Genomic DNA, 271 nt, shown 5'->3' with positions numbered 1-271 from the left:
CTTCGGCATACAAGCGTTTTTGCTGCTCAGGGTTGCCGTTGACCCGTAATACTTCCAACGCATAGAAATGGTTCTGCGGGATCTGCCCCAAGGACGCGTCGGCTTGGGCGATCAGCGCCGTAACCTTGGCCAGGGTGACGTTGGAAACGCCAGCACCGCCGTACTCCTTGGGCACGCTGATGCCCCACAGGCCGGAGCGGGAAAACACGTCCAGTTCAGCCAGGGGCAGGCGGCGTTCGCGGTCGCGCAGGGCGCTGTCGCGACGGAAGTC

1 protein-coding gene is annotated in these 271 nt (G+C 63.1%); it reads right to left on the bottom strand.

All coding sequences use genetic code 11. The features are described from left to right. Window positions 1–271: acyl-CoA dehydrogenase family protein (locus AAEY72_RS14950; protein WP_352311343.1), on the bottom strand; the 271-nt coding region annotated here is incomplete at both ends.

The organism is Psychrobacter sp. W2-37-MNA-CIBAN-0211 (assembly GCF_040309405.1).
Lineage (GTDB): Bacteria > Pseudomonadota > Gammaproteobacteria > Pseudomonadales > Moraxellaceae > Psychrobacter > Psychrobacter glaciei.
The sequence above is the reverse complement of the archived record's forward strand: the minus strand, read 5'-3'. Positions and strand labels throughout refer to the sequence as shown.